The organism is Shigella sp. FC1567, from assembly GCF_001743015.1.
GTDB lineage: Bacteria > Pseudomonadota > Gammaproteobacteria > Enterobacterales > Enterobacteriaceae > Escherichia > Escherichia coli.
The window spans coordinates 1-25,862 of the sequence record NZ_MIIV01000399.1 but is presented as its reverse complement, the minus strand read 5'-3'; the positions used below and the strand labels follow the sequence as shown (position 1 = coordinate 25,862).

The 25,862-nt window shown below is 52.3% G+C and carries 26 protein-coding genes, 3 pseudogenes and 1 other annotated feature; of the genes and pseudogenes, 10 read left to right on the top strand and 19 right to left on the bottom strand.

Annotated elements, in window-relative coordinates; genetic code table 11:
• Window positions 1-165 (bottom strand): IS1 family transposase (locus BHE85_RS18670; protein ID WP_047664789.1); only part of this gene is annotated, 165 nt, incomplete at its 3' end.
• Window positions 166-205: 40 nt separating this feature from the next.
• Here BHE85_RS18670 and BHE85_RS18665 point away from each other — a divergent pair.
• Both BHE85_RS18665 and yaaA read left to right on the top strand, forming a co-directional pair.
• Window positions 206-406: pseudogene (locus BHE85_RS18665) on the top strand (alanine:cation symporter family protein); the annotation flags it as partial.
• 69 nt (window positions 407-475) lie between these two features.
• On the top strand, window positions 476-1,252 hold the full coding sequence (gene yaaA / locus BHE85_RS18660) for a peroxide stress protein YaaA (RefSeq protein ID WP_000906196.1): 777 nt from the start codon (window positions 476-478) through the stop codon (window positions 1,250-1,252).
• Between the two features lie 152 nt (window positions 1,253-1,404).
• Here yaaA and BHE85_RS18655 read toward each other — a convergent pair whose 3' ends face one another.
• The 7 genes from BHE85_RS18655 to yjjY form a co-directional block, all read right to left on the bottom strand.
• On the bottom strand, window positions 1,405-1,701 hold the full coding sequence (locus tag BHE85_RS18655) for a DUF2502 domain-containing protein (RefSeq protein ID WP_000738738.1): 297 nt from the start codon (window positions 1,699-1,701) through the stop codon (window positions 1,405-1,407).
• A gap of 213 nt (window positions 1,702-1,914) precedes the next feature.
• Entirely contained in the window at window positions 1,915-3,201 is a 1,287-nt protein-coding gene (thrC, locus tag BHE85_RS18650) for a threonine synthase (RefSeq protein WP_000781063.1), read from the bottom strand.
• Window positions 3,202-4,134, bottom strand: a complete 933-nt coding sequence (gene thrB, locus BHE85_RS18645) for a homoserine kinase (protein ID WP_000241660.1) — start codon at window positions 4,132-4,134, stop codon at window positions 3,202-3,204.
• Window position 4,135: 1 nt separating this feature from the next.
• Complete coding sequence (gene thrA / locus BHE85_RS18640) at window positions 4,136-6,598, bottom strand: bifunctional aspartate kinase/homoserine dehydrogenase I (protein WP_128832487.1); 2,463 nt, start codon at window positions 6,596-6,598, stop codon at window positions 4,136-4,138.
• 24 nt (window positions 6,599-6,622) lie between these two features.
• Window positions 6,623-6,742, bottom strand: a sequence feature (Thr leader region).
• On the bottom strand, window positions 6,678-6,743 hold the full coding sequence (gene thrL / locus BHE85_RS18635) for a thr operon leader peptide (RefSeq protein ID WP_001386572.1): 66 nt from the start codon (window positions 6,741-6,743) through the stop codon (window positions 6,678-6,680). It overlaps the preceding feature by 65 nt.
• Before the next feature lie 213 nt (window positions 6,744-6,956).
• A complete protein-coding gene (locus BHE85_RS18630; RefSeq protein ID WP_001223173.1) occupies window positions 6,957-7,643 on the bottom strand; it encodes a tRNA/rRNA methyltransferase in 687 nt (228 codons plus the stop codon).
• 399 nt (window positions 7,644-8,042) lie between these two features.
• On the bottom strand, window positions 8,043-8,183 hold the full coding sequence (yjjY, locus tag BHE85_RS18625; protein ID WP_001303782.1) for a YjjY family protein: 141 nt from the start codon (window positions 8,181-8,183) through the stop codon (window positions 8,043-8,045).
• A gap of 95 nt (window positions 8,184-8,278) precedes the next feature.
• On the opposite strand from yjjY, the gene arcA reads away from it, so the two are divergent.
• The gene (gene arcA / locus BHE85_RS18620; protein ID WP_001194358.1) at window positions 8,279-8,995 is read left to right on the top strand and encodes a two-component system response regulator ArcA; all 717 of its coding nucleotides are present in this window, start codon (window positions 8,279-8,281) and stop codon (window positions 8,993-8,995) included.
• Window positions 8,996-9,053: 58 nt separating this feature from the next.
• Here arcA and creD read toward each other — a convergent pair whose 3' ends face one another.
• The 4 genes from creD to creA are packed head-to-tail and all read right to left on the bottom strand — an operon-like array spanning window position 9,054 to window position 13,063.
• Window positions 9,054-10,406, bottom strand: coding sequence for a cell envelope integrity protein CreD (gene creD, locus BHE85_RS18615; protein ID WP_000920340.1), 1,353 nt, complete (start codon window positions 10,404-10,406; stop codon window positions 9,054-9,056).
• Window positions 10,407-10,463: 57 nt separating this feature from the next.
• Window positions 10,464-11,888 (bottom strand): two-component system sensor histidine kinase CreC, encoded by a 1,425-nt coding sequence (gene creC, locus BHE85_RS18610; protein ID WP_001219614.1) that lies wholly within the window; start codon window positions 11,886-11,888, stop codon window positions 10,464-10,466.
• A complete protein-coding gene (gene creB, locus BHE85_RS18605; protein WP_024258074.1) occupies window positions 11,888-12,577 on the bottom strand; it encodes a two-component system response regulator CreB in 690 nt (229 codons plus the stop codon). The genes creC and creB overlap by 1 nt, the downstream gene beginning before the upstream one ends.
• 12 nt (window positions 12,578-12,589) lie before the next feature.
• Window positions 12,590-13,063, bottom strand: a complete 474-nt coding sequence (gene creA / locus BHE85_RS18600) for a protein CreA (protein WP_000875487.1) — start codon at window positions 13,061-13,063, stop codon at window positions 12,590-12,592.
• Between the two features lie 210 nt (window positions 13,064-13,273).
• On the opposite strand from creA, the gene robA reads away from it, so the two are divergent.
• Window positions 13,274-14,143 (top strand): MDR efflux pump AcrAB transcriptional activator RobA, encoded by an 870-nt coding sequence (gene robA / locus BHE85_RS18595; RefSeq protein ID WP_000371666.1) that lies wholly within the window; start codon window positions 13,274-13,276, stop codon window positions 14,141-14,143.
• Here robA and gpmB read toward each other — a convergent pair.
• Window positions 14,140-14,787: a 2,3-diphosphoglycerate-dependent phosphoglycerate mutase GpmB gene (gene gpmB, locus BHE85_RS18590; protein WP_000942342.1), complete on the bottom strand. Its 648-nt coding sequence runs from the start codon at window positions 14,785-14,787 to the stop codon at window positions 14,140-14,142. The genes robA and gpmB overlap by 4 nt on opposite strands.
• Window positions 14,788-14,838: 51 nt before the next feature.
• Here gpmB and yjjX point away from each other — a divergent pair, with 51 nt between their 5' ends.
• Window positions 14,839-15,360, top strand: a complete 522-nt coding sequence (gene yjjX / locus BHE85_RS18585; protein ID WP_001297279.1) for an inosine/xanthosine triphosphatase — start codon at window positions 14,839-14,841, stop codon at window positions 15,358-15,360.
• An 84-nt stretch (window positions 15,361-15,444) separates the two neighbouring features.
• Here the strand turns inward: yjjX and trpR are convergent, their stop codons facing one another.
• Window positions 15,445-15,771 carry a trp operon repressor gene (gene trpR / locus BHE85_RS18580; protein ID WP_000068679.1) on the bottom strand — a complete coding sequence of 109 codons (327 nt, stop codon included), beginning with the start codon at window positions 15,769-15,771 and terminating at the stop codon, window positions 15,445-15,447.
• Between the two features lie 89 nt (window positions 15,772-15,860).
• Window positions 15,861-17,798, bottom strand: a complete 1,938-nt coding sequence (gene sltY / locus BHE85_RS18575; protein WP_000409451.1) for a murein transglycosylase — start codon at window positions 17,796-17,798, stop codon at window positions 15,861-15,863.
• Between the two features lie 210 nt (window positions 17,799-18,008).
• Here sltY and ettA point away from each other — a divergent pair, with 210 nt between their 5' ends.
• Window positions 18,009-19,676: an energy-dependent translational throttle protein EttA gene (gene ettA / locus BHE85_RS18570; RefSeq protein WP_000046749.1), complete on the top strand. Its 1,668-nt coding sequence runs from the start codon at window positions 18,009-18,011 to the stop codon at window positions 19,674-19,676.
• 160 nt (window positions 19,677-19,836) lie between these two features.
• On the opposite strand, the pseudogene BHE85_RS28090 reads toward ettA, so the two are convergent.
• From BHE85_RS28090 to serB, 4 genes and pseudogenes are all read right to left on the bottom strand, one after another.
• Window positions 19,837-19,932 (bottom strand): annotated as a pseudogene (locus tag BHE85_RS28090) (NadS family protein); the annotation flags it as partial.
• Window positions 19,933-19,982: 50 nt separating this feature from the next.
• The gene (gene nadR, locus BHE85_RS18565; RefSeq protein ID WP_000093810.1) at window positions 19,983-21,215 is read right to left on the bottom strand and encodes a multifunctional transcriptional regulator/nicotinamide-nucleotide adenylyltransferase/ribosylnicotinamide kinase NadR; all 1,233 of its coding nucleotides are present in this window, start codon (window positions 21,213-21,215) and stop codon (window positions 19,983-19,985) included.
• 20 nt (window positions 21,216-21,235) lie between these two features.
• On the bottom strand, window positions 21,236-22,618 hold the full coding sequence (gene radA / locus BHE85_RS18560; protein WP_001029698.1) for a DNA repair protein RadA: 1,383 nt from the start codon (window positions 22,616-22,618) through the stop codon (window positions 21,236-21,238).
• A 48-nt stretch (window positions 22,619-22,666) separates the two neighbouring features.
• Window positions 22,667-23,635 (bottom strand): phosphoserine phosphatase, encoded by a 969-nt coding sequence (gene serB, locus BHE85_RS18555; protein WP_001132955.1) that lies wholly within the window; start codon window positions 23,633-23,635, stop codon window positions 22,667-22,669.
• Window positions 23,636-23,740: 105 nt separating this feature from the next.
• Between serB and BHE85_RS18550 the strand changes: the two genes are divergently transcribed.
• The 4 genes and pseudogenes from BHE85_RS18550 to BHE85_RS18535 all read left to right on the top strand — a co-directional run.
• Window positions 23,741-24,292: an AhpA/YtjB family protein gene (locus BHE85_RS18550; RefSeq protein ID WP_039064361.1), complete on the top strand. Its 552-nt coding sequence runs from the start codon at window positions 23,741-23,743 to the stop codon at window positions 24,290-24,292.
• 27 nt (window positions 24,293-24,319) lie between these two features.
• On the top strand, window positions 24,320-25,336 hold the full coding sequence (gene lplA, locus BHE85_RS18545) for a lipoate--protein ligase LplA (protein ID WP_000105858.1): 1,017 nt from the start codon (window positions 24,320-24,322) through the stop codon (window positions 25,334-25,336).
• 31 nt (window positions 25,337-25,367) lie between these two features.
• Window positions 25,368-25,631: pseudogene (locus tag BHE85_RS27725) on the top strand (helix-turn-helix domain-containing protein).
• 66 nt (window positions 25,632-25,697) lie between these two features.
• Window positions 25,698-25,862: IS1 family transposase (locus BHE85_RS18535; RefSeq protein ID WP_146628064.1), on the top strand; the 165-nt coding region annotated here is incomplete at its 3' end.

Sequence of the window (25,862 nt, the reverse complement as noted above, 5' to 3'; positions counted from 1 at the left end):
TTTCTGGTGCGTACCGGGCTGAGAGGCGGTGTAAGTGAACTGTAGTTGCCATGTTTTACGGCAATGAGAGCAGAGATAGCGCTGATGTCCGGCAGTGCTTTTGCCGTTACGCACCACGCCTTCAGTAGCTGAGCAGGAAGGACATCTGATGGAAATGGAAGCCACGCAAGCACCTTAAAATCACCATCATACACTAAATCAGTAAGTTGGCAGCATTACCATGGCCTGCATGGCTATTACCAATTTGACCGCCATTTTACTGCTCTCGCCTGTGGTTCATACCATTGCCAGTGATTATCTACGCCAGCGTAAACTCGGCGTGCGCCCGGTGTTTGATCCGTTGCGTTATCCGGATATCGGTCGCCAGCTTTCTCCGGACGCGTGGGATGATGTTTCGCAGGAGTAATCACAACTATCGATCAACTCATTCTCTTTTTTTGCTAAAGTCGGCATAAATTTCCTGCAAGGACTGGATATGCTGATTCTTATTTCACCTGCGAAAACGCTTGATTACCAAAGCCCGTTGACCACCACGCGCTATACGCTGCCGGAGCTGTTAGACAATTCCCAGCAGTTGATCCATGAAGCGCGGAAACTGACGCCTCCGCAGATTAGCACGCTGATGCGCATCAGCGACAAACTGGCGGGTATCAACGCCGCTCGCTTTCATGACTGGCAGCCAGATTTCACGCCGGCGAATGCCCGCCAGGCGATTCTGGCGTTTAAAGGTGATGTCTACACCGGCTTGCAGGCCGAAACCTTCAGCGAAGACGATTTCGATTTTGCCCAACAGCATTTGCGAATGCTTTCCGGCTTGTATGGCGTACTGCGCCCGCTCGATTTAATGCAGCCTTATCGTCTGGAAATGGGGATCCGTCTTGAGAATGCCCGAGGGAAAGATCTGTATCAATTCTGGGGAGATATCATCACCAACAAGCTGAACGAGGCGCTCGCAGCACAAGGCGATAATGTGGTGATTAATCTGGCGTCAGATGAGTATTTTAAATCGGTGAAGCCGAAGAAATTGAATGCCGAGATTATCAAGCCGGTGTTCCTCGATGAGAAGAACGGCAAATTTAAGATCATCAGCTTCTACGCTAAGAAAGCACGCGGTCTGATGAGTCGTTTCATTATTGAAAATCGGCTGACCAAACCAGAGCAACTGACTGGTTTTAATAGCGAAGGTTACTTCTTTGATGAAGCTTCCTCCAGCAATGGCGAACTGGTGTTTAAACGCTACGAGCAGCGTTAAGTTTGCAGTCAATGCCGGATGCGGCGTGAACGCCTTATCCGGCCTACAAAAGCATGCAGATTCAATATATTGCAGAATTCACGTAGGCCTGATAAGACGCGCCAGCGTCGCATCAGGCGCTGAATGCCGGATTGTTACCCGGCATTTGTCATTTAGCGGTGATGTTTGCCTGGACCATGACCGCCGTGATGATCATGAGGAGCTTTCTTATGGTGGCGCGGCGGTGGCGGCGGTCCGTGTGGGTGCCAGCGATTGCCTCGCCATTCATAATGTTGTTTCCACCAGCCGTGGTCGCGCCAGTGACCTCCATCCCAGTAATAGCCACGATTATCACGATTGCCTATCTGTAATTTTACTGACGGGACTAACGTAATTTCCGCAGCCTGTGCTGCCATGGGAGCGACCAGAACCAGGGAAAGTGCGAGTACGATAGATTGCATCTTTTTCACAGGTTACTCCTTTTATCATTGCCCGTTATGGGTCGATATCCGGAGATTACGCGATGAGAACGACGGTTGTTATTCTCCGCAATCCTAATCTCTAAGTTACCGCATTTATTGAGAATATCTCCTTTTTCCCTGTCGTTTTTCTCCATAATTTCTTCATAAAAAAGCCGGGCTGCATAAAAGCAAACCCGGCCTGATTGAGATAATGAATAGATTTTACTGATGATTCATCATCAATTTACGCAACGCAGCAAAATCGGCGGGCAGATTATGTGAAAGCAAGGGTAAATCAGCACGTTCTGCCAGCTCTTTTGGCAGATCCAACGTTTCACCGAGAATCGCTTCCACGCTCTCTTTAAATTTCGCCGGATGCGCGGTGCCGAGGAACAAGCCATATTCGCCTGGATTCAACTGGTCACGCAGCGCACGATACGCTACGGCAGCGTGCGGCTCCGAGGTGTAGCCCAGTTCTTTTAACTCACGCATTGTCTGTTGCGTGGTTTCATCATCCACGGCTGCATAACCCAGCTCTTTCAGTTGCCAGATTTTGCGGCGGAACAACTCTTCCACACGCGGCCAGTTGTTCGGCTGACTCACGTCCATCGCGTTGGATAACGTCGCCTGAGTCGCTTTGGGTGACCACTGACCGTCGTGCAGGAAACGTGGCACGGTATCGTTCACGTTGGTCGCAGCAATAAAACGTTTCACCGGCAGACCGAGTGACTTCGCCAGCAGACCCGCCGTCAAATCGCCGAAGTTTCCGCTTGGCACCGAGACAACCAGCTGGTTGCGCGCTTCCTGCGGCAGCTGCGCAACTGCTTCAAAGTAGTAGCAAATCTGCGCCAGCAAACGGCTGATGTTAATCGAGTTAGCTGAGTTTAACCCCAGCGCCACTTTCAGCTCTTCATCATCAAACGCCTGCTTCACCAGCGCCTGACAGGCATCGAAATCGCCGTCGATGGCAACAGTTTCGATATTGCCGCCCAATGTACAGAACAGTTTTTCTTGCAGTGGACTGATTTTGCCTCGTGGATAGAGGATAACCACTTTCACATTCGGTAAACCGTAGAAAGCATGAGCCACTGCCGCTCCGGTATCACCGGAGGTCGCGGTCAGAATGGTCACTGGCTTATCGCCCGCAATATGGGTCAGCATTTGTGCCATAAAGCGACCGCCGAAATCTTTAAATGCCAGCGTTGGCCCGTGGAACAATTCCAGACAACCGACATCGCTTTCAACATTGGCGACCGGAGCCGGGAAGGCAAACGCCGCGCGCACGCGCTCTTCCAGGATTTCCTGCGGGATTTCATCACCAATAAACGCCGAGAGGATCTTCGCACTGCGGGTGACAAAATCCAGCTTCAGCATCTCATCAATTTCAGTCAGGCTGAATTCCGGCAGGTCGTGCGGAAAAAACAGCCCCTGATTTTTGCCCAACCCCTGGGTTACGGCTTGCGCAAAGCTGACCTGCTCATTGTGATCTTTCAGATTGTAGAGTTTCATTTAGTTTTCCAGTACTCGTGCGCCCGCCGTATCCAGCCGGCAAATATGAACAAAACCTTCCTGATTTTGCAGGTAGTTCTTACCCAACCAGTCGGCAACGCGCTGGGCGGTATCCGGCTTGTCACACAGAGCGAACAAGGTCGGGCCGGAGCCGGAGATACCGCTCGCTACCGCGCCGATTTCCGCAACCGCCTGCCGCGCCTGCCGGAAGCCAGGCAGTAACCGTTCACGGTAGGGTTCAGCGATAACATCTTTCATCAGCTTCGCGGCAAGCTCAGGCTGACGGGAATAGCAGGCGTGAATGAAGCCAGCCAGATGTCGCCCGTGCGCAATGCAATCCTGGCGGCGATACTGCGCCGGTAAAATAGCCCTGGCTTCTGCCGTTGAGACTTTAATCCCCGGATACGCCAGCACCCACAGCCACTCATCAAACCCTGGCACTTGCTGGCTGATGATGTCGTTTTCTTCGATCATCAACTGCATACCACCAAGAAAACACGGTGCCACGTTGTCGTAATGAATGCTGCCGGAGATTCGTCCTTCCAGCTCGCCCATCAAAGCCAGCAAACGAGTGTCATTAAGCGGCTTGCCACAGTGTTCATTCATCGCCATCAGCGCCGCGACCACCGAACAGGCGCTGGAGCCTAAGCCCGAACCGATTGGCATATTCTTTTCCAGAGTCATCGCCACTGGAATTTGCTTGCCAAGCTCCTGGCAAAAACGCTCCCAGCACTGATAAACGATATTTTCCCGTGGTTCTGACGGCAGCTTATCGGCAAAGCGTCCGAGGTTGTTGAGACTGAATGTCTCTGCCGCCTCAACCGTGACTACATCTCCGAGCAATGCACCATCAACAGGTGTCACCGCCGCCCCGAGCACATCAAACCCGACGCTCATATTGGCACTGGAAGCCGGGGCATAAACTTTAACCATGTCAGACTCCTAACTTCCATGAGAGGGTACGTAGCAGATCGGCAAAGACACCGGCAGCTGTAACGTCATTGCCCGCACCATATCCGCGCAGCACCAACGGCAGCGGCTGATAATAGTGGCTATAAAAGGCCAGGGCGTTTTCGCCATTTTTCACTTTGAACAGCGGATCATTACCATCCACTTCGGCAATCTTCACGCGGCAGGCACCATCTTCATCAATATTGCCAACATAGCGCAAAACTTTTCCTTCATCACGGGCCTTCGCCACGCGCGCGGCAAAGAGATCGTCGAGCTGTGACAGATTCGCCATAAAAGCGGCAACATCACCCTCAGCGTTAAACTCTGCGGGCAGCACAGGTTCAATTTCAATATCCGCCAGCTCCAGTTCACGTCCCGTTTCACGAGCGAGAATCAATAGCTTACGCGCTACATCCATACCAGAAAGATCATCTCGCGGATCCGGTTCGGTATAACCCATTTCCCGCGCCAGAGTAGTCGCCTCGGAGAAACTCATGCCTTCGTCTAACTTGCCGAAGATATAAGAAAGCGAACCTGAAAGAATGCCGGAGAACTTCATCAATTCATCACCAGCATTGAGCAGATTTTGCAGGTTCTCAATAACCGGTAATCCAGCCCCAACGTTGGTGTCATAGAGGAATTTACGCCGCGATTTTTCCGCCGCATGACGCAACAGATGGTAGTAATCCATCGACGAGGTGTTGGCCTTTTTGTTCGGCGTGACAACGTGGAAACCTTCGCGCAAGAAGTCGGCATATTGATCCGCCACTGCCTGGCTGGAGGTGCAGTCAACAATGACCGGGTTCAGCAGATGATATTCTTTCACGAGGCGAATTAAGCGCCCGAGATTAAACGGCTCTTTGGCTTGCGCCAGTTCTTCCTGCCAGTTTTCCAGATTTAGGCCATGCACATTGGTGAGCAGTGCCTTCGAGTTGGCAACACCGCAGACACGTAAGTCGATATGTTTATTCTTCAGCCAGCTTTGTTGACGCTTCAGTTGCTCCAGCAGCGCACCGCCAACGCCACCGACGCCAATCACAAACACTTCGATAACCTGATCGGTATTGAACAGCATCTGATGAGTAACGCGCACGCCAGTGGTCGCATCATCGTTATTTACCACGACAGAGATTGAGCGTTCAGAAGATCCCTGAGCAATGGCGACAATGTTGATATTGGCGCGGGCCAGCGCGGCAAAGAATTTCGCCGAGATCCCACGCAAGGTGCGCATACCATCACCTACCACCGAGATAATGGCCAGCCGTTCCGTCACCGCCAGCGGCTCCAGTAAGCCTTCTTTCAGTTCCAGGTAGAACTCTTCCTGCATTGCCCGTTCAGCTCGCACACAGTCGCTTTGTGGAACGCAGAAACTGATACTGTATTCGGAAGATGATTGCGTAATCAGCACCACGGAAATACGGGCGCGTGACATTGCAGCAAAGACGCGCGCCGCCATGCCGACCATTCCTTTCATCCCCGGACCAGAAACGCTGAACATTGCCATATTATTCAGATTGGAAATGCCTTTGACCGGTAATTCGTCTTCATCACGGCTGGCACCAATGAGCGTACCTGGTGCTTGAGGATTTCCGGTATTTTTAATCAGGCAAGGGATCTGGAACTGGGCGATGGGGGTAATGGTGCGGGGGTGAAGAACTTTAGCGCCGAAGTAGGAAAGCTCCATCGCTTCCTGGTAGGACATCGACTTCAACAACCTCGCATCGGGCACCTGACGCGGGTCGCAGGTATAGACCCCGTCAACGTCCGTCCAAATCTCGCAACAATCGGCGCGTAAACAGGCAGCCAGCACCGCCGCGGAGTAGTCGGAACCGTTACGTCCAAGTACCACCAGTTCGCCTTTTTCATTACCGGAGGTGAAACCTGCCATCAACACCATGTGATCAGCCGGAATGCGGCTTGCCGCAATACGGCGGGTGGACTCAGCAATATCGACGGTAGATTCGAGGTAATGCCCCACTGCCAGCAGTTTTTCGACCGGATCGATAACGGTAACGTTGTGACCACGAGCTTCTAACACGCCGGCCATAATGGCGATCGACATTTTCTCGCCACGGCAAATCAGCGCAGCGTTGATGCTATCCGGGCACTGCCCCAACAAACTAATGCCATGCAGGACATGTTTTATTTGGGCAAATTCCTGATCGACGAAAGTTTTCAATTGCGCCAGCGGGAACCCCGGCTGGGCGGCGGCGAGTCCCGTCAAAAGTTCGGCAAAAATACGTTCGGCATCGCTGATATTGGGTAAAGCATCCTGGCCGCTAATGGTTTTTTCAATCATCGCCACCAGGTGGTTGGTGATTTTGGCGGGGGCAGAGAGGACGGTGGCCGCCTGCCCCTGCCTGGCATTGCTTTCCAGAATATCGGCAACACGCAGAAAACGTTCTGCATTTGCCACTGATGTACCGCCGAACTTCAACACTCGCATGGTTGTTACCTCGTTACCTTTGGTCGAAAAAAAGCCCGCACTGTCAGGTGCGGGCTTTTTTCTGTGTTTCCTGTACGCGTCAGCCCGCACCGTTACCTGTGGTAATGGTGATGGTGGTGGTAATGGTGGTGCTAATGCGTTTCATGGATATTGTGTACTCTGTAATTTTTATCTGTCTGTGCGCTATGCCTATATTGGTTAAAGTATTTAGTGACCTAAGTCAATAAAATTTTAATTTACTCACGGCAGGTAACCAGTTCAGAAACTGCTATCAGACACTCTTTTTTTAATCCACACAGAGACATATTGCCCGTTGCAGTCAGAATGAAAAGCTGAAAAATACTTACTAAGGCGTTTTTTATTTGGTGATATTTTTTTCAATATCATGCAGCAAACGGTGCAACATTGCCGTGTCTCGTTGCTCTAAAAGCCCCAGGCGTTGTTGTAACCAGTCGACCAGTTTTATGTCATCTGCCACTGCCAGAGTCGTCAGCAATGCCATGACTCGTTCGCGTAAAGCTTGCAGTTGATGTTGGTCTGCCGTTGTGTCACTTTTCGTCGGTTGTTGTATTAATGTTGCTAATTGATAGCAATAGACCATCACCGCCTGCCCCAGATTGAGCGAAGGATAATCCGCCACCATCGGCACACCAGTAAGAACGTCAGCCAACGCTAACTCTTCGTTAGTCAGCCCGGAATCTTCGCGACCAAACACCAGCGCGGCATGGCTCATCCATGAAGATTTTTCCTCTAACAGCAGCACCAGTTCTACTGGCGTGGCGTAGTAATGATATTTCGCCCGACTGCGCGCAGTGGTGGCGACAGTGAAATCGACATCGTGTAACGATTCAACCAGTGTCGGGAAAACTTTAATATTATCAATAATATCACCAGATCCATGTGCGACCCAGCGAGTGGCTGGCTCCAGATGTGCCTGACTATCGACAATCCGCAGTTCGCTAAAACCCATCGTTTTCATTGCCCGCGCCGCTGCCCCAATATTTTCTGCTCTGGCGGGTGCGACCAGAATAATCGTTATACGCATATTGCCACTCTTCTTGACCAAATGACCGCGAACAGGGTGATCACTGTCAACTTATTACACGGTGCGAATTTACAAATCCTTAACGTAAGTCGCAGAAAAAGCCCTTTACTTATCTTAAGTAAGGCTAAACTATTTCCTGACTGTACTAACGGTTGAATTGTTAAAAAATGCTACATATCCTTCTGTTTACTTAGGATAATTTTATAAAAAATAAATCTCGACAATTGGATTCACCACGTTTATTAGTTGTATGATGCAACTAGTTGGATTATTAAAATAATGTGACGAAAGCTAGCATTTAGATACGATGATTTCATCAAACTGTTAACGTGCTACAATTGAACTTGATATATGTCAACGAAGCGTAGTTTTATTGGGTGTCCGGCCCCTCTTAGCCTGTTATGTTGCTGTTAAAATGGTTAGGATGACAGCCGTTTTTGACACTGTCGGGTCCTGAGGGAAAGTACCCACGACCAAGCTAATGATGTTGTTGACGTTGATGGAAAGTGCATCAAGAACGCAATTACGTACTTTAGTCATGTTACGCCGATCATGTTAATTTGCAGCATGCATCAGGCAGGTCAGGGACTTTTGTACTTCCTGTTTCGATTTAGTTGGCAATTTAGGTAGCAAACATGCAGACCCCGCACATTCTTATCGTTGAAGACGAGTTGGTAACACGCAACACGTTGAAAAGTATTTTCGAAGCGGAAGGCTATGATGTTTTCGAAGCGACAGATGGCGCGGAAATGCATCAGATCCTCTCTGAATATGACATCAACCTGGTGATCATGGATATCAATCTGCCGGGTAAGAACGGTCTTCTGTTAGCGCGTGAACTGCGCGAGCAGGCGAATGTTGCGTTGATGTTCCTGACTGGCCGTGACAACGAAGTCGATAAAATTCTCGGCCTCGAAATCGGTGCAGATGACTACATCACCAAACCGTTCAACCCGCGTGAACTGACGATTCGTGCACGCAACCTGCTGTCCCGTACCATGAATCTGGGTACTGTCAGCGAAGAACGTCGTAGCGTTGAAAGCTACAAGTTCAATGGTTGGGAACTGGACATCAACAGCCGTTCGTTGATCGGCCCTGATGGCGAGCAGTACAAGCTGCCGCGCAGCGAGTTCCGCGCCATGCTTCACTTCTGTGAAAACCCAGGCAAAATTCAGTCTCGTGCTGAACTGCTGAAGAAAATGACCGGCCGTGAGCTGAAACCACACGACCGTACTGTAGACGTGACGATCCGCCGTATTCGTAAACATTTCGAATCTACGCCGGATACGCCGGAAATCATCGCCACCATCCACGGTGAAGGTTATCGCTTCTGTGGTGATCTGGAAGATTAATCGGCTTTACCACCGTCAAAAAAAACGGCGCTTTTTAGCGCGTTTTTATTTTTCAACCTTATTTCCAGATACGTAATTGATCGTCCATTGTAACTTCTTTACTGGCTTTCATTTTCGGCAGTGAAAACGCATACCAGTCGATATTACGAGTCACAAACATCATGCCGGCCAGCGCCACCACCAGCACACTGGTTCCCAACAACAGCGCGCTATCGGCAGAGTTGAGCAGTCCCCACATCACACCATCCAGCAACAACAGCGCGAGGGTAAACAACATGCTGTTGCGCCAGCCTTTCAATACCGCCTGCAAATAAATACCGTTCATTAACGCCCCAATCAGACTGGCGATTATCCATGCCACGGTAAAACCGATATGTTCAGAAAGCGCCAGCAAGAGCAAATAAAACATCACCAATGAAAGCCCCACCAGCAAATATTGCATTGGGTGTAAACGTTGCGCGGTGAGCGTTTCAAAAACAAAGAACGCCATAAAAGTCAGTGCAATCAGCAGAATGGCGTACTTAGTCGCCCAGTCCGTTAATTGGTATTGATCGGCTGGCGTCGTCACTGCGACGCTAAACGCGGGGAAGTTTTCCCAGCCGGTATCATTGCCTGAAGCAAAACGCTCACCGAGATTATTAGCAAACCAGCTGCTTTGCCATTGCGCCTGAAAACCTGACTCGCTAACTTCCCGTTTGGCTGGTAGAAAATCACCTAAAAAACTGGGATGCGGCCAGTTGCTGGTTAAGGGCATTTCGCTATTACGCCCGGCAGGCACCACAGAAAGATCGCCGGTACCGCTTAAATTCAGTGCCATATTCAGCTGCAGGTTCTGCTTCCGCCAGTCCCCTTCGGGTAAAGGGATATGCACGCCCTGCCCGCCTTGCTCTAACCCGGTACCGGGTTCAATGGTCAGTGCCGTTCCGTTAACTTCAGGCGCTTTCACCACACCAATACCACGCGCATCCCCGACGCTAATCACAATAAAGGGCTTGCCTAAGATGATATTTGGCGCGTTGAGCTCGCTAAGACGCGAAACATCGAAATCGGCTTTTAGCGTTAAATCACTGTGCCAGACCTGACCGGTATAAATCCCTATCTTGCGTTCTTCCACGTTCTGATTGCCATCAACCATCAATGACTCAGGTAACCAAAAATGGATAAAACTTCGTTTCCGCTCCACGGTTTTATCCTCTTCCTGCACCGTATAAAGCTCGGTCACAGGAATAGCGATAAGCGGCCCAACGAGTTTTTGCGGCCCGCTGGTACTTTGGCGAATCGCATCTTCCACATCGCTACGGTAATCGGCACGTTCGACAATCACTTGCCGAATCAGCATTATCGGAATCAACAACAGCAATACTGCACCAAACAAGGTGGTCATTTTCCAGAACAGGGGGGATTTCAACATAGTCTTCTCCTTTGCAATGGCAGCAGGATACGAAGGCTATGTGGGAAGAATTTGAAGCTATGTGAAGTGACGGTGAAGTCGAAGCGAGGCCAGCACGCCACCTTCCTGCACGTTGCGCAGCGTGACTTCGCCGTTAAACAAACGGGCGACCTCACTGACGAACGCCAACCCCAGACCGCTGCTTTTTTGCCCATTTGCACGCGGCAAAGAGTAAAAGCGTTCAAAAATACGTGACAGCGCGTAGTCAGGAATACCACTACCGGTATCCAGCACCTTAAGGGCGACGTGTTCCTGATCCACTTCGGCGCTTAGCGTTATGCGACCGCTCTCGGGGGTAAAATCGATGGCGTTATCCAGTAAATTCCCCAGCGCCTGCTCCAGTAACGCCGGTTCAGCAGCAACATTAACCTCAGTGGGCATAACATGTAGAGTGATGTTTTTTTCTGCCAACTGCACGGTGCGCGCTTCGCTGACGCGGCGAAATAATGCCGCCACATCAACAACAGTCAGAACGACTTCCTGACGATTCTCCAGTCTTGCCTGGCGTAGTAACGTTTCTACCAATGCCTGCATACGCGCATTTTGCGTCAGAATGTTGTCGGTAAAACGAGCCACCACTTCCGGTGGCGGACCTTCGCGTAAAATTTCCGCCGCGCCACGAATCGCCGCCAGTGGGCTTTTTAGCTCATGGGTTAACGCATAAACATACTGCTCAATATAGTTTTTCCCTTCCAGCTTCACGCGCATACTTTCCAGCGCCTGCGCAAGCTTACGCAACTCGCTACTGCCGAGTTCAGGAAGAGGAACGGGCTTATTGTCAGTGACGGAATCGGCATAGCGAGTGAGCCGGGCAATGGAGCGGTTGATCCACCAAACCATGCCTGCGCCAATCACCAGTGCAATCCCCAGCAAAATGGCGCTGGCCCATAAAATTCGCCGCTCGCTACGCTTAATGACCGGAGCCATCGCCGCGTTCGGTTTGCCTACGCTCAAAACGCCAATAAGCCGCGAGCCGTCCATAATCGGCGCGGCAACATACATCACCGAACTTTCGGGATCGGCAGGATTTTGCAACGTGCTGCGCGCACCATACTGACCACGCAACGTTAGCCAGACGTCATTCCAGCGCGAATAATCCTGCCCAACGGCTTTATTTGCCGAATCGAACAATACTTTACCCTGCGAATCGGTCATATAGACATGATATTCATTGCGCACTTTGTTAATGCCACCGATATTGGCGCGAAACGGACGATGTTGTAGCTGATTAAACGCCTGCGCCAGTTGCCCATGCGTTGGGTCCCCAGAGAGCAAATCGGGACGCGCCAGCTCCGCCAGCAACGTTGCGGTGTCGATCAACGTCCCCTCCGTTGCTCTTCGCACGCCCGGTTTAACTTCTTTGACAAAAATAGCCAGTACGAACCAGGCCGCCACCGCCACCAGTAAAAAATAGCCCAGCAGCAACCGCATGCCGATACGCATTACAGGCCCCTCAGGCTATATCCCATGCCGCGATGAGTATTAATCGGTGAAAGATCGGGGTTGATGGCACGCAGCTTGGCATGCAACGTTTTAATGTGGGTATCAACGGTGCGATCGTAGGTGTCCTGCGCATCTTCCCACACGCTATCCATCAGTTGCTGGCGGGACCAGACGCGGCCTGGCGACTTGAGTAACGTCTTCAGCAATAAAAACTCATACCGCGTCAGCGTTAATGGCGTGTCAAACCAGCTGATCTGCGCCGCGGGTTCATTCAATTCAAAATGACCAATACGGATGACGGGAGACGGCGACGAGAACTTCTTCACCCGACGCAGTAAGGTGCGCACCCTGGCGCACACTTCGCGGGGTGAAAACGGTTTAGCCACATAGTCGTCAGCGCCAATTTCCAGCCCAAGCAGGCGATCGACCTCTTCACTTCGGGCCGTCAGGAACAGTACAGGTAACGCCGGATGGAGCGCCAGTAACTGGCTGCACAATTCAAAGCCGCTGATATCAGGCAAACCAACGTCGAGAATCATGACGTCGGGAACCAGCTGGCGAGCTTTATCCAGCACCGGCAAGCCTCGCTCAAAGACCTCGACGGCAAAACCTTCCTGCTGCAACATGTAGACCAGCGTGTCGGCTATCCCTTGCTCATCTTCCACTAACCAGACCGTTTCCCGTTGTATAAATCGCCTCTGTTATTGCCGCCACGGCATGACAGGAACCGCGCTAATCGCGTTTTTCGGCGAACCTTCTACAACTTTGTCGGAGTAAGCCAGATAAGCGAGCGCGTTGCGTTTGGCGTCATAAAAGCGCACGACCTGTAACGACTTAAAGACCAGGGACGTGCGTTTTTTGAATACTACCTCGCCCTGAGCTTTGCCGTTTTTAATACGATCCGACAGTTCAATCGGCCCGACTTGCTGACAAGAAATAGCCGCATCGGAGGTATCTTCCGCCAGACCCAATCCCCCTTTAATACCACCTGTTTTCGCCCGGCTCACATAACAGGTGACATTTTTCACATCGGGATCGTCAAAGGCTTCCACAACAATTTTGTGATCCGGGCCGATCATTTTAAATACGGTGTCGACCGAACCAATCTCTTCTGCATGAGCCAATGGCCCCAGCATTATCAGGCTTAAAGACAGGATCAAATGCTTGTATTTCATATTGTTACCATTTTTATCTATTACACGAGCAATTAGTTCGTCACGGTAAATAACATATTGATTAAGAACAAAATCTCAATTCTTTTATTTCCGTCAAGCCCTAAAACATACTCTACTAAGAAAAAAACACTGAATGCTAAAACAGCAAAAAATGCTATTATCCAATTACCTGATGTCAGGTGCTCGTTGTTGAAAGGATGAGGATATTTTATGGATCAGGCCGGCATTATTCGCGACCTTTTAATCTGGCTGGAAGGTCATCTGGATCAGCCCCTGTCGCTCGACAATGTAGCGGCGAAAGCAGGTTATTCCAAGTGGCACTTACAGAGAATGTTTAAAGATGTCACTGGCCATGCTATTGGCGCGTATATTCGTGCTCGTCGTTTGTCGAAATCGGCGGTCGCACTACGCCTGACTGCGCGTCCGATTCTGGACATCGCGCTGCAATACCGCTTCGACTCTCAACAGACATTTACCCGCGCATTCAAGAAGCAGTTTGCCCAGACTCCTGCACTTTACCGCCGTTCTCCTGAATGGAGCGCCTTTGGTATTCGCCCGCCGCTACGTCTGGGTGAATTCACAATGCCAGAGCACAAATTTGTCACCCTGGAAGATACGCCGCTGATTGGTGTTACCCAGAGCTACTCCTGTTCGCTGGAGCAAATCTCTGATTTCCGCCATGAAATGCGTTATCAGTTCTGGCACGATTTTCTCGGCAACGCGCCGACCATTCCGCCAGTGCTCTACGGCCTGAATGAAACGCGTCCGAGTCAGGATAAAGACGACGAACAAGAGGTATTCTATACCACCGCGTTAGCCCAGGATCAGGCAGATGGCTATGTACTGACGGGGCATCCGGTGATGCTGCAGGGCGGCGAATATGTGATGTTTACCTATGAAGGTCTGGGAACCGGCGTGCAGGAGTTTATCCTGACGGTATACGGAACGTGCATGCCAATGCTCAACCTGACGCGCCGTAAAGGTCAGGATATTGAGCGATACTACCCGGCAGAAGACGCCAAAGCGGGAGATCGCCCAATTAATCTGCGCTGTGAACTGCTGATTCCTATCCGCCGTTAACGCTGCAGCTCATCTAATGCAGGGGCGTCCAGATGCGAGATGTCCCCTGCGGTTTCAACGACCCAGCCAGACGCCAGCCACAGGCTTTCCTGATAATCCACGCGCGAAATAGAACAGTTACGCAGACGTAAGCGGCGCGCTGCCCATGCTGGTAATCCGAGAATCGTACTCACCAGACATCCCAGTGCAATACCATGGCTCACCAGCAGCGGTCGGCTTCCCTGCGGTAAGTCCCGGCAAGATTCCAGTGCCGCATTGACGCGATCGCTGAGCTCCTGCATTGACTCGCCTTCAGGAATACGCCCGTCAACGGTGCCATTGACCAGCTGCCGACGCCAGTTCTCTTCTTCTTCGGTCAGAGAATCGATATGTCTTTTTTCCAGCACACCCATGTTTAATTCACGCAGGCGAGAATCAAAGATGATGTCACAGCCGCAGGCCTGGGCGATGATTTCCGCCGTACGCCGGGTGCGTCCTAAATCGCTACTGATAATATGCGTAATGCCAAGCTCTTTGGCACGGGTTGCCACCTGCATCGCCTGTTGCTCACCTTTGGCGGTCAGCGGGCTGTCAGACTGGCCCTGAATACGTCGCTCGGCGTTCCACTGCGTTTCACCGTGGCGGACTAGGTATACCTGTAACATGCTTTTTTTCCGTATACTGCTGTAACGTTAATTTTCTGAGTAATGCTGATTATGCACCAAGTTGTCTGTGCGACCACCAATCCCGCTAAAATTCAGGCCATTCTGCAGGCATTTCACGAGATCTTCGGCGAAGGATCCTGCCATATTGCATCCGTTGCCGTCGAGAGCGGTGTACCGGAACAGCCCTTTGGCAGTGAGGAAACGCGCGCTGGCGCACGAAATCGGGTAGCAAATGCCCGCCGTTTACTTCCAGAGGCTGATTTTTGGGTGGCGATTGAAGCTGGCATCGATGGTGACAGCACTTTCAGTTGGGTGGTGATTGAAAACACCAGCCAGCGCGGCGAGGCGCGTTCGGCTACTTTGCCGTTACCTGCGGTGATTCTGCAGAAAGTGCGTGAAGGTGAGGCGCTTGGTCCCGTGATGTCGCGTTATACCGGTATTGATGAGATTGGTCGTAAGGAAGGGGCGATCGGCGTGTTTACCGCCGGGAAACTCACTCGCGCCAGCGTCTATCACCAGGCGGTGATCCTGGCGCTGAGTCCGTTTCACAATGCCGTGTATCAGGCATTGTAGGACGGATAAGGCGTTCACGCCGCATCCGGCATTCGGTGCACGATGCCTGATGCGACGCTGCCGCGTCTTATCAGGCCTACAAAATCAATCGCTTTTCAGCAACACCTCTTCCAGCCACTGGCGCAGCTCCACGGGCGCGGCTTTCAGGCTGTTAGATCCACGCGTAATCGTCGCGATGCCCGCGCCGAGTTCATTTTTTAACTCACGCTGACTCATTTCGCCACGCAACAGCTCTTCGACAATACGCACGCGAGTCCCCAACGCTTCGCGCTCATCTGGCGTCAGCATCAGGTTTAACAACGGTAAATGGAGATCGTTTTGGTAGGCATTCTTAAGCAGGTCGACAAAACGTAACCACTCCTGGTGACGCTGTTCTGCCATCGCTGCTGAATAGGGTGATTGTTGGGCCATAATATGTCGCCATTGTTAGCGGGGGAAGCAAAATGCCTCCCCCGGTTGTACTCGCTAAAGAGTACGATAGCATATCATAAACGTGCGGATCAGTAACGACGTCCCCATTCCGTGGCGCTCATCAACGTCGGTTTATCCCCCATGAAATAACGGTAGTAAGCGTCATAAGCCAGCACGTTCTTCACATAACCGCGCGTCTCGGAGAACGGAATACTCTCGACAAATGCCACAGCGTCGATACGCCCGGCGCTGTTGCCAAGCCAGGTTCGCACCCGTCCAGGTCCGGCGTTATAAGCTGCTGAGGAGAAAATACGGTTATTGCCAAACTGCTGATAAACATATTGCAGGTAACTGGTGCCAATGTTGATATTCGTTTCCGGATCCAGCAATTGCCCAGGGCTGCTATAACCAGGAATAGAGAACATCTTCACCGTATGGGTCGCTGTACCAGGCATAATCTGCATCAGGCCGCTGGCCCCTACCGGTGATTTCACTTTCGGATTCCAGGCGCTCTCCTGACGGGCAATCGCCATCGCATAGCTTTGCGGGATCTCTTTCCCACTGGTGTAACGTTTGAAAAGATCGTTGTAAGCCAGCGGGAATCGCTCTTCCAGATGATCCCAAAGCTTCCCGGCGATCGTTGCCTGAACGCTAAGATCCCACCATTGGTTATTGAAAGCATACCGAGCCAGTTGAGCCTGCTCTGTTTTTGACTTGCTCTTCACCAGATTGGCCCACTCGCTACGCGCGGTGTTATCGAGATTCCAGTACATCAACTCGCGCACGCGCGCCATCTCCGGCCCCTGAGTCAGGGCGCTGTCAACATTCTGCGGCGCTTTATCAATCTTCAGCTCATACTCTTCTCCGATGCGTTGTGCTGCAACCATCGGGTAGAAACCACGCTGTTGCATGAGTTGATGCAAAATCTCTTTCGCTTCAGCTTCACGTCCGCGTTCCAGCAATAAATCCGCCTGCCAGTAACGCCATTCATCTTTCTCTTTTGCTTCCATCGGCAGACGCGCCAGCCAGGTATTCAGGCCGCGACGATCGCCGGTGCCAAGTGCCATTCGCACACGGCGTTCAATCAACGACGTGGATTGCGAGCGCATAATGGCGTCATCGCGCCATTTCGCCTGCTCGTCGGTGACATCGTTGCCCATCAAACGCCAGGCGACGATATCGCGCAGCTCCTGAATCTGATCTTCATTAAGCTGCTGCGCCTGGGCAAGCGACGGGATCATCAGCCGTGCATTTTCAGCATCCTGCCGCGCCACACTGGCAAACGCCACCGCTGCCATTTGACGGGTAAAATCGGTCGCTCCGGTTGTACGCGCGAAGGTCAGTACCGTATTAGGGTTGTTCGCCAGTGAAATGATTGCCGAGGCGATAGTCTGGTAATCGGCAGGCATCTGCCCTGCCAGCACTGTTACCAGGCCAGTGTTACCCGCTTTCATCGCCAGACGGATACGCTCTAAATACGCCAGCGGATCTTGTTTACCTGACGCACGCCAGACGCTAAATAACTTGTCACAGGCGTTAGGCTGGCTCTTGCCGGTTAGCCACAGCTCTTTCGCCCCTTGCCAGGCTTCTTCACTCTGCCCGGTGTTCCATTTCGCATAGTAGTAATTACATTGCGCTTCGGTAGTTCCGGGCTTTTCCGGGCTAAAGGCTAACAAGCCACGCCAGTCTTCACGCCGCGCCAGTTCATTGACGAAACGAGATTGCAGCGTGCGAGCGGGAGGAAGCGTGGGGTTAGCGCGAACAAAGTTAGTGACCGTCACCGCCGGTTGATTCATCAGATCATCGGTGATCTGGCGGTATTCCAGGTAGGGATAAAGCGGATAATCCTTCAGTCCAGGCATCATTTGTTCGACCACATCCATTTGTCGATTATCCCAGGCCTGCTTGATTTGCGCGTAACGGCTACGCTGCTCATCCAGTGAGTCGGCTCGCGCCACGCTGCTGACCGTCAGCAGACAGACACCGGCAGCCAACAGCCGCCAGGTAACTTGTTTGGCTTTTTCCACAAGCGCATCCTCTAAGTGTAAATACATCAATGCAGCGTCATGCCGCGTAATAGATTTATGCTAACCAGTCATTGCCGTTTACGCCACGTTACGGACACTTTTTTACTTTTACTGCGAAGGTGATCGACCAACTGGGATTAGGCGGGGAAAAAGGCTACACTTCGCCTTTGAAAACTCATCATCACGATAAACATAGAGGCGAAGTCCAACGTGGCTCAATTCGTTTATACCATGCATCGTGTCGGCAAAGTTGTTCCGCCGAAACGTCATATTTTGAAAAACATCTCTCTGAGTTTCTTCCCTGGGGCAAAAATTGGTGTCCTGGGTCTGAACGGCGCGGGTAAGTCTACCCTGCTGCGCATTATGGCAGGCATTGATAAAGACATCGAAGGTGAAGCGCGTCCGCAGCCAGACATCAAGATTGGTTACCTGCCGCAGGAACCGCAGCTGAACCCGGAACACACCGTGCGTGAGTCCATTGAAGAAGCGGTTTCTGAAGTGGTTAACGCCCTGAAACGCCTGGATGAAGTGTATGCGCTGTACGCCGATCCGGATGCCGATTTTGACAAGCTGGCCGCTGAACAAGGCCGTCTGGAAGAGATCATTCAGGCTCACGACGGTCATAACCTGAACGTACAGCTGGAGCGTGCGGCGGATGCGCTACGTCTGCCGGACTGGGACGCGAAAATCGCTAACCTCTCCGGTGGTGAGCGTCGTCGCGTAGCGTTGTGCCGCCTGCTGCTGGAAAAACCAGACATGCTGCTGCTCGACGAACCGACCAACCACCTGGATGCCGAATCCGTGGCCTGGCTGGAACGCTTCCTGCACGACTTCGAGGGCACCGTGGTGGCGATTACCCACGACCGTTACTTCCTCGATAACGTTGCAGGCTGGATCCTCGAACTTGACCGCGGTGAAGGTATTCCGTGGGAAGGCAACTACTCCTCCTGGCTGGAGCAGAAAGATCAGCGCCTGGCGCAGGAAGCTTCACAAGAAGCGGCGCGTCGTAAGTCGATCGAGAAAGAGCTGGAGTGGGTACGTCAGGGAACTAAAGGCCGCCAGTCGAAAGGTAAAGCACGTCTGGCACGCTTTGAAGAGCTGAACAGCACCGAATATCAGAAACGTAACGAAACCAACGAACTGTTTATTCCACCTGGACCGCGTCTGGGCGATAAAGTGCTGGAAGTCAGCAACCTGCGTAAATCCTACGGTGATCGCCTGCTGATTGATGACCTGAGCTTCTCGATCCCGAAAGGGGCAATCGTCGGGATCATCGGTCCGAACGGCGCGGGTAAATCGACCCTGTTCCGTATGATCTCTGGTCAGGAACAGCCGGACAGCGGCACCATCACTTTAGGTGAAACGGTGAAACTGGCATCGGTTGATCAGTTCCGTGACTCAATGGATAACAGCAAAACCGTTTGGGAAGAAGTTTCCGGCGGGCTGGATATTATGAAGATCGGCAACACCGAGATGCCAAGCCGCGCCTACGTTGGCCGCTTTAACTTTAAAGGGGTTGATCAGGGTAAACGCGTTGGTGAACTTTCCGGTGGTGAGCGCGGTCGTCTGCATCTGGCGAAGCTGCTGCAGGTTGGCGGCAACATGCTGCTGCTCGACGAACCAACCAACGACCTGGATATCGAAACCCTGCGCGCGCTGGAAAACGCCCTGCTGGAGTTCCCGGGCTGTGCGATGGTTATCTCGCACGACCGTTGGTTCCTCGACCGTATCGCCACGCACATCCTGGACTACCAGGATGAAGGTAAAGTTGAGTTCTTCGAAGGTAACTTTACTGAGTACGAAGAGTACAAGAAACGCACGCTGGGCGCAGACGCACTGGAGCCGAAGCGTATCAAGTACAAGCGTATTGCGAAGTAATGCGTAAAATGCCGGATGCGGCGTGAACGCCTTATCCGGCCTACAAACCAAGAAATTTCAATACGTTGTGAATCTCCAGGCCTGATAAGACGCGGTAAGCGTCGCATCAGGCATTGAGCACCGAATGCCGGATACGGCGTGAACGCCTTTTCCGGCCTACAATAGCCTTAGTATCCGCAATTTCGTAGCGGGTCACCCGTGCTGATTCTTTTAAACCTTGTTTAATCTCGACAGCCTCTTCCAGAGAGGTTTTCAACTCATCAAAAAACCTATTTTATACCTCGCCTTTGAGCCGTTTCATCGCGGTTATCTCTGCTCCCCCATCATCTCCCGCACCAGCTCCACGCAGCGCAGGAAACGGCTGTCATAATCGTCCTCTTCAACCCGCACGAATTCGATATTGTTCTCTTCCAGCATCTCCACCAGCAAGTTCTGGAACTCTTTGCGATCCACCGAACTGCCGAGGCTGCGTAAACCATCCGCCACCCACGGCGTGTTGTTCTCCAGCAGGATCACCAGATCGAAACGGTATTCATCAATCAACGCCTGTACGAACGGATGCTCACGCCCTTCGTACTTTTTGCAGAACGCCTGGGTAGTGACAAAATCAGTGTCAATAAACGCCACTTTATTGGCATATTTCACTGCAAAATCAATGTATTGTGCGTGGCCCAGCGCGATTTTATCGTAATCGGAATACTGCAATGCGATCTCATCACCGCCGAGGTGTGAAAAGACATAATCGCGACCATATTCCCACGCACTGGTGGTATTGAAGATATTGGCAAGTTTGTTTACCAGGGTGGATTTACCGCTCGACTCGCCACCAAGGATCGCCACGGTACGTACAAAGAACGGCTTCACTTCCGTAGGAATATATTCCCAGTAGCGGAACGGGTTTTCGCGGATCTGCGCACCGCTGATACTCATAAAGGTACGTTTCGGATCGACCAGCACCGTATCGATCCCCAGATGTTCCATATACTGTGGCGCATCGGCTTCTTCCGAGGTGTAGATCAGGTCCGGCTGAATCCCCTTTTCAGCCATAAACTTTTTGATGCCGTTGCTCCACACATCCCAGCCGTGCGGATACGGCTCCATGCCCTCCTCGTTGAAAGCATGAATGCGAATATTTTTCTGATATTTAAAAGTTTGTAATAACCAGCGCAGACGATCCGGCACCGTGGGCTGCTGCGACATGGCGCTGTCTTCAAACAACGCGCGGTCGCGGGTATCGTCAAAACCCATAATGATATGCAGCTCGTCAACCTGGCTACAGGCGCGCTGGATAAGGTAGATATGTCCGGTATGCAGCGGGTAGAACTTACCGAATACGACACCAATGGTTTTCTTCTGTCGGGGAAATTCAAGCCCCAAAAAACGGTGCAACGCCTCCAGCTTTTGCGCGCTGGGGCTTTTAATTTTGGCATTCAGTAACTGGCTTAAATACCCTTTGGTCATACCGCTGGCATCAGCTACCTGCTGTAGCGTGCAGCCCTGTTGCTTGATGGCAGTTTTCAGGTAATCAAATGACGACATATCTCCCTCCGTATCTCTCATTATAAGTCGTCGAACACGCTAAGCGCGTCGGAGAGTTTTTTAACGCCAAAAATCTGCATCCCTTCCGGCGCTTTTTTCGGTACGTTAGCCGCCGGAACAATCGCCCGGCGAAAACCGTGTTTCGCCGCTTCTGAAATTCGTTCCTGACCGCTGGGCACCGGGCGGATCTCCCCTGCCAGCCCGACTTCACCAAACACCACCAGATCCTGTGGCAGCGGTCTGTCACGCAGGCTGGAAACCATCGCCAGCAGTAACGCTAAATCGGCACTGGTTTCGGTTACCTTCACGCCGCCGACCACGTTCACAAATACATCCTGATCGGCCATTTGCAGACCACCGTGACGGTGCAAGACAGCCAGCAGGATTGCCAGACGGTTTTGTTCCAGCCCCACTGCCACGCGGCGCGGATTCGCCATCATCGAGTGATCGACCAGCGCCTGAATCTCCACCAGCAACGGACGCGTTCCTTCCCACACCACCATCACGGAGCTGCCGGAGGTCACTTCATCTCCGCGACTTAAGAAAATTGCCGAAGGGTTGCTGACTTCACGCAGCCCCTGTTCGGTCATCGCGAAGACGCCCAGCTCATTCACCGCGCCGAAGCGGTTTTTATGGCTGCGCAAGGTGCGAAAACGGGAGTCGGCATCACCATCCAGAAGCACCGAACAGTCGATACAGTGTTCCAGCACTTTAGGGCCAGCCAGCGAGCCATCTTTGGTTACGTGCCCAACCATGACAATCGCCACACCGCGCGTTTTGGCGAAGCGCGTCAGATAAGCCGCCGTTTCACGCACCTGCGCCACGCTACCAGGCGATGATTGTACATCCGCCATATGCATCACCTGGATCGAGTCAATTACCATCAGTTTCGGTTGCTCTTCTTCGGCAATCAGGCAGATCTGTTCGATGCTGGTTTCCGACAACATATTGAGATTGTCAGTCGGCAGGCCAAGGCGATGAGCGCGCATTGCCACCTGTTGCAGCGACTCTTCGCCAGTGACATACAGCGTTTTCATCTGCTGGGCCAGTTTGCACAGCGTTTGCAGTAGCAGCGTGGATTTCCCCGCACCTGGGTTACCGCCAATCAGAATGGCGCTTCCCGGCACCACGCCGCCGCCTAGTACGCGGTCGAACTCTTTAAATCCGGTGGAAAAACGCGGCAGCTCTTCAAGGCTGATATCGGAGAGTTTCTGGACTTTTGCCACCCCGGCGCTACCGGCATAGCCGCTGAGACGCTCGTTACGCGCCACCGTTGGCGACGCAGCAAGACGCACCTCGGTGATGGTGTTCCAGGCATGACAGGCACTGCACTGCCCCTGCCAGCGCGGATAATCGGCCCCGCATTCATTACAAACAAAGGCGCGTTTTGGAGCTTTTGCCACGGTGTACCTCGTTAATGCTGTGCCGCCCGCAGGATGGCGGGCGAGCAATTACTTCTGATTCAGGCTGCCAGAGAGGATGCAGAATACCCCCATCAGGTCAGCGTGACGGATGGTGACTTCCGCCTTTTCATTCACTTTTGGCTTGGCATGGTAGGCAATCCCCAGCCCTGCTGCTTTGATCATCGGCAGGTCATTAGCTCCATCGCCAATCGCCACGGTCTGCGCCAGCGGGATTTCATACTCCTGCGCGAGGCGAGTCAAAGTTTTCGCTTTGTACTGCGCGTCTACGATGTCGCCGATCACATTGCCGGTAAATTTACCGTCCATGATCTCCAGTTCATTGGCTACCACGGCGGTCAGGCGCAGCTTGTCGCGCAGATATTCAGCAAAGAAAGTAAAGCCGCCGGAGGCAATCGCCACTTTCCAGCCCAGCGTTTCCAGCTTGAGCACCAGTTGCGTTAAGCCTGGCATCAGCGGCAGATTTTCACGCACCTGTTGCAGAATATTGGCGTCAGCGCCTTTCAGCGTCGCCACACGGCTGCGCAGGCTGGCGGTAAAATCGAGTTCGCCGCGCATCGCCCGTTCGGTTACTTCCGCCACCATCTCGCCCGTTCCGGCCAGTTTGGCAATTTCATCAATACATTCAATCTGGATGGCGGTGGAATCCATGTCCATCACCAGCAAACCCGGCGTGCGCAGGTGCGGGATTTTCCCCAGCGGGGCGACATCCAGTTGCGCTTCATGGGCCAGGCGCGTAGCCCGTGCGGTGAGTGAACCTGCCAGACGAATCACCTGATAATCTTCCACGCACCAGGCGGCAACAATCACCATCGCCGCACCCAGTTTGCTCTGGTATTGGGTCAGACGCTGTTTATCCAGCCCACGACCATACAGCAGCCAGCCGCTACGACCTGCGTGGTAATCCAGTGGCATCACTTCATCACCACTTAATGAAAGAGGCAGACCAGGCCATAAAGAGACATCTTCAGGCAGGTCGCACCAGGTAATGTTAGGCATTAAGGATCCTGTAAAATCGTTCGAAGCAGGGAAAATAACGCATGAGGCTACCTTGTATCCATTGCTTCTGGCAACATTAAGTCTCAAATTTTCAAAGGGTGGAAGATGGCTCGCACAAAACTGAAATTCCGGCTGCATCGGGCAGTGATTGTCCTGTTCTGTCTTGCCTTGTTAGTGGCGCTGATGCAGGGAGCGTCATGGTTTAGTCAAAACCACCAGCGACAACGTAATCCACAGCTGGAAGAACTGGCCCGCACCCTGGCGCGTCAGGTAACGCTGAACGTTGCACCGCTGATGCGTACCGACTCACCGGATGAAAAACGCATTCAGGCGATCCTCGATCAGTTAACGGATGAAAGCCGTATCCTCGACGCGGGTGTGTATGACGAACAAGGCGATCTTATCGCACGTTCTGGCGAAAGCGTCGAAGTGCGCGACCGGCTGGCGCTCGACACCCATACGCTCGCCACCGAAGCCCAACAGGTGGATAACACCACTAACATTTTACGCCTGATGTTGCTGCTTTCACTGGCAATCGGCGTAGTGCTGACCCGCACGCTGCTACAGGGTAAACGTACCCGCTGGCAGCAATCGCCCTTCCTGTTAACCGCCAGCAAACCGGTGCCGGAAGAGGAAGAAAGCGAGAAAAAAGAGTGACCCATTACTACAAGAAAGGAAATCGTTATGTCCACATTACGCCTGCTCATCTCTGACTCTTACGACCCGTGGTTTAACCTGGCGGTGGAGGAGTGTATTTTTCGCCAGATGCCCGCCACGCAGCGCGTTCTGTTTCTCTGGCGCAATGCCGACACGGTAGTGATTGGTCGCGCGCAGAACCCGTGGAAAGAGTGTAATACCCGGCGGATGGAAGAAGATAACGTCCGCCTGGCACGGCGCAGTAGCGGTGGCGGCGCGGTGTTCCACGATCTCGGCAATACCTGCTTTACCTTTATGGCTGGCAAGCCGGAGTACGATAAAACCATCTCCACGTCGATTGTGCTCAATGCGCTGAACGCGCTTGGCGTCAGCGCCGAAGCGTCCGGGCGTAACGATCTGGTGGTGAAAACCGCCGAAGGCGACCGCAAAGTCTCAGGATCGGCCTATCGCGAAACCAAAGATCGTGGCTTCCACCACGGCACCTTGCTGCTCAATGCCGACCTTAGCCGCCTGGCAAACTATCTCAATCCGGATAAAAAGAAACTGGCGGCGAAAGGCATTACCTCAGTGCGTTCCCGCGTGACCAACCTCACCGAGCTGCTGCCGGGGATCACCCATGAGCAGGTTTGCGAGGCCATAACCAAGGCCTTTTTCGCCCATTATGGCGAGCGTGTAGAAGCGGAAATCATCTCCCCGGACAAAACGCCAGACTTGCCAAACTTCGCCGAAATCTTTGCCCGTCAGAGTAGCTGGGAATGGAACTTCGGTCAGGCTCCGGCATTCTCGCATCTGCTGGATGAACGCTTTAGCTGGGGCGGCGTGGAACTGCATTTCGACGTTGAAAAAGGCCATATCACCCGCGCCCAGGTGTTTACCGACAGCCTCAACCCCGCGCCGCTGGAAGCCCTCGCCGGGCGACTGCAAGGCTGCCTGTACCGCGCGGATATGCTGCAACAAGAGTGCGAAGCGCTGTTGGTTGACTTCCCGGACCAGGAAAAAGAGCTACGGGAGTTGTCGACGTGGATAGCGGGGGCGGTAAGGTAACTCGCTGATTAAAATACCAAAGGAAGGGAATATGATCGATCTGGAAAACCAGGAGCGGGAGATTATCAATTTAATGTTAAGCCAGCGTATTTCCTGGCTAGCCGCCGTGCGTATCAGGCATAAATTATCGCTTGCTGAAGTAAGTAAAATGTTAGGTATCTCGATTAATTCTCTAAAATAGATCGAAAAGACGGAACGGTTTAGCTCAAACATCAAAAGCAAAATGGCAGAAATTTATGGTTGTCCACCAGAGTTGCTGATATGCCCTTCCTGGATGACGGCTGAACATAAATGAATAGATTCGTGGGTAATGCTGCCAACTTACTGATTTAGTGTATGATGGTGATTTTAAGGTGCTTGCGTGGCTTCCATTTCCATCAGATGTCCTTCCTGCTCCGCTACTGAAGGCGTGGTGCGTAACGGCAAAAGCACTGCCGGACATCAGCGCTATCTCTGCTCTCATTACCGTAAAACATGGCAACTACAGTTCACTTACACCGCCTCTCAGCCCGGTACGCACCAGAAA